Below are 6,147 nucleotides of genomic sequence, written 5' to 3' on the forward strand. Positions count from 1 at the left end.
CCGAACTGCGGCAGCGCGGCTACGACCAGAGCATGGCGATCGGAACGCTGGCCGGTTCGGGCACGCTCGGCCTTCTGATCCCGCCGTCGATCATCATGATCGTGTATGCCACCGCAACCGACCAGTCGATTGCGCGATTGTTCATCGCCGGCGTGATGCCCGGCATCATGCTGATCGTACTGTTCATGGGCTATATCGCGCTATGGGCCCTCATCAACAAAGAGCGAATGCCGCCGGCCGAACCGTCCGTTCCGCTGAAGCAGCGGATCGCAGCGTCGCGGCGGCTCATCCCGGTCACGCTGCTGATTGCCGGTGTCATCGGATCGATCTATGGCGGGCTGGCCTCGGCGACCGAAGCGGCCGTGGTCGGCGTTGCGCTATCGATCGTGTTGTCGTGGGGGACGGGGACGTTGACGCGGGACAATTTCCGCGATGCCTTGCTCGGCGCGACGCGCACGAGCTGCATGATCGCCTTCATCCTGGCCGGTGCAGCCTTTCTGACGACGGCGATGGGCTTCACCGGCATCCCGCGCAATCTCGCTGAATGGATATCGCGCCTCGGCCTCACGCAATGGCAATTGCTGACCGCGCTGACCGCCTTCTACATCGTGCTGGGCTGTTTCCTCGACGGCATTTCGATGGTGGTGCTCACCACCTCGATCATCATACCGCTGGTGGAGAAGGCGGGCTTCGATCTGATCTGGTTCGGCATCTATGTGGTTCTGGTGGTCGAGATGGCGCAGATCACGCCGCCGGTCGGGTTCAACCTCTACGTCCTGCAAAGTCTCACCGGCCGCAACATCTTCGCGATTGCCCGCGACACCATTCCGTTCTTCGTGCTGATGTGCGTAGCGGTTGCACTCATCGCCGCTTTCCCCGGCATCGCGCTCTGGTTGCCCTCGACGATGCTCGACCGGTAACCCTGCCGCGCTCTGTTCGCGCTTCAAAGCATGGCGAATTGGGTGTAGCGGATTTCAGGACCGAAGCTGAGAAGGAGAATGCGTTGCATTTCCGCGTGGAACTCGTCTTCCAGGATGAGACGCAAGACGATGTGCCGTCGATCTACCTGACGTCGGACGGCCGCGTGCTGCTGCAAGGGCGTTCGGTCTCCGAGGACGAGCGCGCCCATTTCGGCGTGCCGCCCGGCAGCGATCTGATCAGCGTCGATCGTCGTGTCATCAAGGCGATCAAGGAAATGTTGTAGGCGCGCAGCGAAGACGCGCTTCGAAGGAGAAACGCCCATGTTCCTGAAGAATTCCTGGTACGTCGCGGCCTGGGATCATGAGATCGGCGTAAAGCCGCTCGGTCGCCGGATCGTCGACGAGCCGGTCGTGCTGTTTCGCGATGCCGCCGGCAAAGTCATCGCGCTGGAAGACAAATGTCCCCACCGCAGGGTGCCGCTTTCGATGGGCAAGGTCGTCGAGGGCGATTTGTTGCAATGCCACTACCACGGGCTGCGCTTCGACCGCGGCGGAAAATGCGTGCGCATTCCCGGACAAGAGGCGATCCCGGAGGCCGCGCGGGTGAAGGCCTATCCGGTGGTCGAACGCTATCACTGGGTCTGGGTGTGGATGGGCGATCCGGCGAGAGCCGATCCCGAAACCATTCCGGATTACCACTGGCTCGATTCACCGGACTGGGGCGCCAAGGGCACCTATATTCACGTCAAGGCGAACTGGCAGCTTATCGTCGACAACCTCCTCGATCTGACGCATCTCGCCTTCGTTCATGAATCGACGATCGGGAACGCGGCGGTCGCCGAAAACGCGGAAGTGCGGGTCAAGCGCACACCGGGTGGCGTCCTCGTCACGCGCTGGATGATCGACAAGCCGGCGCCACCGACCTACGTGAAAGCGGGTGGCTTCACCGGCAATGTCGACCGCTGGCAATTCATCGATTTCCTGCCGCCGGCCTTTCTGCGGCTTTCGGTCGGTGCGACGCCGACCGGTACCGGCGCGCCGGAGGGCAAGTTCGTTGACGGCATCAACATGCGCAACCTCAATGCGATCACCCCGGAGACCGAGACGACATCGCATTATTTCTGGGCGCAGGCGCACGACTTCGACGTGAAGAACGAGAAGCTCACCCACATGATCTTCGAGCAGGTGAAGACCGCCTTCCTCGAGGACAAGGAGGTGTTCGAGGCGCAGCAGCGTGTCATCGACGCGGATGCCTCGGACTCGCAGGTCGACATCCATGCCGATGCCGGCGGGATCCAGGCGCGGCGCATCCTGGCGCGGCTTTACGACGAGGAACAGTCGGCGCGTCAGGCCGCCGAATAGGCTTCAGCCGCCCGCGGCAGGGCGGCTGACGCGCAGGCGCGTACCGATCGCGACCGTGGCGACGACGGCCACGGCGAATCCGATGGTCGTCGGATCGATCGGCTCACGCGCGAACAATGCAGCGATCAGGACGACGCAGAAGGGTTGCAAAAGGCCGATCTGCCCGATGCGCGAGATGCCGGCCATCGCCATTGCGGCATTCCAGAGGAAGAAACCGAAATATTGCGCCATCAGTCCGGCGTAAAGGATCGCGCCCCATGCCCGGAAGGAGATGGACTGTGGTTCGGCGGGCCAGGTGAGGATGAGGCAGGCGACCGAAATCGGCAGCGAGATCGCGACCGCCCAGGAGATTACCTCCCATCCCGGCATCAGACCGGACAGCTGCCCGGAATAGGTATAGCCAACGCCGCCGCAGATCACGGCGGCGAGCAACAACAGATCGCCGGCTGTCAGTGTGTAGCCGCCGCTCCGGTAAAGCGCGAAGCCCATTACAAGCGCCGATCCGATAATGGCCGCGATCCAGAATCCGGCACTCGGCCGTTCGCCTTCGATGACGGCCGCCGCGGCGATCGTCATCAGCGGCATGATGCCGAGGATGACGCCACCCTGCGAGGACGGCACGGTCACCATCGCCACGGCCGACAGTAGCGGGAAACCAAGGACGATCGTGATGGCGCAGATGAGGAGCGGCCACCATGCGCGGCGCGGTGGCAGACTTCGACGCGTGAGCACGAGCATTGCAAGTCCGGCAAAGCCCGCAATCGTCGCCCGCGCCGCGGTGAGGAGATACGGCGTCACCTCGGAAACCGCGATCCGCGAGGCCGGCAAGCTGCCAGCAAACACGATCAGGCCGAGCATGCCGAGCAGCAATCCGAGATTCTGTTTTTTCGCCGACATGAAAGGGACAAATCCAAAACCGCGACGCACGTTATGGGCGGCAGCGCTGCGCAACCACTGCGCGGCGCGCACAGGCGCAATGCGCGCGCCGCGTTGCGCGGCCAGCCTATCTCAGCATCGAGATGATCATCGCGATCACGGTCGCGGCCATCAGTGCGGTCGCCCCGCCGCCAGCAATCGCGAGGCGCCGGCTGGCGCGGAAGCGGCCCATCATCTTATGCGTGACGATCAGCATCATCATCGCCATGATCGGAACCGCGACCACACCGTTGATGATCGCGCTCCAGATCAGCATCCGGATCGGATCGAGAGGGGTGAAGGTGATGCCAAAGCCGATCAGGGTGGACGCCGCGATGATCGCATAAAAGCCGACCGCGTGCGGCACCTTGGCCTCGAGTGAGGATGGCCAGCCATAGAGTTCGGCTACCGCATAGGCCGCTGATCCCGCCAGCACGGGAATGGCGAGCAGACCGGTGCCGATGATTCCGATCGCGAACATCAGAAAGGCAAACTCGCCAGCGATCGGGCGCAGCGCATTCGCGGCGTCGGCTGCGGTTTCGATATTGGTGACGCCCTGCGCGTGCAAGGTGACGGCCGTGGTGACCATGATGAAGAAAGCGATTGCATTCGAGAAGATCATGCCGATGCTGGTATCGGCGGCAATGCGCCGGGTCTCGCCCTTGCCGCCACGCGGCAAAGTGTTCAGCGGCCGGCGCTGTCTGCGGTGGCGCTGCATCTCCTCGACCTCCTGCGAGGCCTGCCAGAAAAACAGGTAAGGGCTGATGGTGGTGCCGAGCACCGCGACAAGGAGCGCCAGATAGTCCGAGGACAAGTCGATCTTGGGAAGAATGGTGCCGATCGCAACGTCTTTCCACGGCACCTTCACCGTGAAGATGACCCCGACATAGAGAAACAGTACGAGGGTCAGCCATTTCAGGATCGGGGCGTAGCGGCGGTACGGGACAAACACCTGCAGAAGCACCGCTACCGCCGCGAAGATCAGCGCGTGTTCGTGTTTCAGGCCGCCGACCACGAGATACAGCGCTTCGCTCATGGCGGCGATGTCGGCGGCGATGTTTATCACATTGGCCACCACCAGCAGCGAAACCAGCACGTAGAGCGCGGCGGGCCCATACAGTGCTTTTGTATTTGCGGCGATCCCCTTGCCGGTCACGCGTCCGATCAGGGCGCTGACCAACTGGATCGCGATCATAAAGGGCGTCGTGAGGAAGACGGTCCAAAGCAGGCCGAAACCGAATTGTGCGCCGGCCTGTGAATAGGTCGCGATCCCCGACGGATCATCGTCGGCTGCGCCGGTGATGAGTCCGGGACCGAGCACGTTGGACTTGAAGGGTCTCACGCGCGACAGCCAGGGCGCGGTACGCTGATTCATCTCGGGATCTCGGCGCTGCGCGTGTCGTAAACGCGCATATGGTGCCGACGTGAACAATAGGCGAGGGCCCGGAGCGATTTCGCACCGGGCCCTCCAATTATATCAGACGACCTGTAAGCCGGGTTCTGTATGGCCCACCGCCGAAGCGGTGAACGTGACGGCCATTCCTCTGGGACGCCGGTTACCCGGCGCCTCTAGCAACCTACCCGAGCGGCTGGTCCGGACTGACCCGAGGACGTGGCCTCGCACCGCTCCTATTCGGTTTTGCTCCCGGTGGGGTTTACCGTGCCGTTTCCGTTGCCGGAAACGCGGTGCGCTCTTGCCGCACCGTTTCACCCTTGCCGACTCGCCGCCTCGCATGACGCGGACGGAAAGCAGGCGGTCTGCTTTTCTGTGGCACTGTCCCTGGGGTCGCCCCCGCCGGATGTTATCCGGCACCGTTTGTCCGTGGAGCCCGGACTTTCCTCTCCGCCGCCCTTTCGGGACCTGGCGGAGCGGCCGTCCAGCCGACTGACGCCGATATGGGTGGGGGCGAAACGCGGCGCCGTCAAGTCTTGCCGGTCAATCGCCGTCCCACGGCGATGCCGGTGCGGTCGAGTCACCGGCGCCTTCATGCACGGCGGGGCCATAGCGCGATGCTTCGATGAGCGAGCGAAGTGTCAGCAGCGTCGACGAGTCGAGTTTGCCGTCGCACAGCGCCGGACGGAAATGACGTTGAAACGCAGTGACGACATCGCGCGTCGCCTGGTCGAAATAGCCGTCGACCTGGATGCCGTATCCATAGTCTCGCAACGCCGACTGGAAATTCTGGACGGCGTCGCCGGAATCTCCAAACTCGAAGCTCGGTCCCGGAACGAGCGGTGCCGGTTTGACCCATAGCCCGATGCCCGCGCGATGAAGGACCATCCAGGGGAATTTCTCGCCGGGATCGCGCTTGCGCGAGGGTGCGACATCGGAATGCGCCAGGATGCGCTCGGGGCGGATGTAGCGTCGCCGCAGAATAGCCCGGCACAGCGCCGTGACGGCGGCAATCTGGCGCCTCGGGAAATCAGGATAGCCGTTGTCGTGGCCCGGATTGGCGATCTCGATCCCGATCGAGCAGGAATTGATATCGGTCTCGCCGGCCCAGCTGCCTTCGCCCGCATGCCACGCCCGGAAGGCCTCCGGCACGCATTGGATGATGCGGCCCTCCTCGGTGACGAAATAGTGGCAGGAAACTTCGTGCTCGGGAGAGCAGAGGCGCTCCAGCGCCTTACCGGAATCCGGCATGCCGGTGTAGTGCAGCAGGATCATGTCCGGCAGCCGATCGCCGACGCGCTCGCCGTAATTTGGGGAGGGCACCACCTCGTGGACGAGCATGGTGTCCGGCTCGAATGACGTCATCAGGGCACTTACTCACCTGCTAGCGTATTATTGTAACGCCACAGCCGCCGCAAGATGCGCACCCTGACACCGCAGTGGTTCGCAGAGCAGTCCGAAACACGAAGCGGCCGGTCGAGAGCTCGACCGGCCGCTGGTTACGTTAGCTTGACTCAGGCTTAGCGCGGAGCCGGGCGATTGGCACCACCACCCGGA

6 protein-coding genes and 1 other RNA gene are annotated in these 6,147 nt (G+C 63.3%); 3 read left to right on the forward strand and 4 right to left on the reverse strand.

Annotated elements, in window-relative coordinates:
* The 3 genes from VN004_RS10780 to VN004_RS10790 form a co-directional block, all read left to right on the forward strand.
* The coding region (locus VN004_RS10780; RefSeq protein ID WP_325609797.1) for a TRAP transporter large permease at positions 1–920 on the forward strand (920 nt) is incomplete at its 5' end.
* A gap of 83 nt (positions 921–1,003) precedes the next feature.
* On the forward strand, positions 1,004–1,204 hold the full coding sequence (locus tag VN004_RS10785) for a hypothetical protein (RefSeq protein WP_325609799.1): 201 nt from the start codon (positions 1,004–1,006) through the stop codon (positions 1,202–1,204).
* Positions 1,205–1,241: 37 nt separating this feature from the next.
* Positions 1,242–2,282 carry an aromatic ring-hydroxylating dioxygenase subunit alpha gene (locus VN004_RS10790; protein ID WP_325609800.1) on the forward strand — a complete coding sequence of 347 codons (1,041 nt, stop codon included), beginning with the start codon at positions 1,242–1,244 and terminating at the stop codon, positions 2,280–2,282.
* Between the two features lie 3 nt (positions 2,283–2,285).
* Here VN004_RS10790 and VN004_RS10795 read toward each other — a convergent pair whose 3' ends face one another.
* The 4 genes from VN004_RS10795 to VN004_RS10810 all read right to left on the reverse strand — a co-directional run bounded on the left by VN004_RS10795 (position 2,286) and on the right by VN004_RS10810 (position 5,955).
* Positions 2,286–3,179 (reverse strand): DMT family transporter, encoded by an 894-nt coding sequence (locus VN004_RS10795; protein WP_325609802.1) that lies wholly within the window; start codon positions 3,177–3,179, stop codon positions 2,286–2,288.
* Positions 3,180–3,285: 106 nt separating this feature from the next.
* Positions 3,286–4,572 carry a divalent metal cation transporter gene (locus VN004_RS10800; protein ID WP_325609804.1) on the reverse strand — a complete coding sequence of 429 codons (1,287 nt, stop codon included), beginning with the start codon at positions 4,570–4,572 and terminating at the stop codon, positions 3,286–3,288.
* 98 nt (positions 4,573–4,670) lie between these two features.
* Positions 4,671–5,086, reverse strand: an RNA gene (gene rnpB / locus VN004_RS10805) — RNase P RNA component class A.
* A gap of 47 nt (positions 5,087–5,133) precedes the next feature.
* On the reverse strand, positions 5,134–5,955 hold the full coding sequence (locus VN004_RS10810; RefSeq protein ID WP_325609806.1) for an N-acetylmuramoyl-L-alanine amidase: 822 nt from the start codon (positions 5,953–5,955) through the stop codon (positions 5,134–5,136).
* Positions 5,956–6,147: the final 192 nt, after the last annotated feature.

The sequence above is a fragment of the Pseudorhodoplanes sp. genome, assembly GCF_035565855.1.
Classification (GTDB): Bacteria; Pseudomonadota; Alphaproteobacteria; order Rhizobiales; family Xanthobacteraceae; genus Pseudorhodoplanes.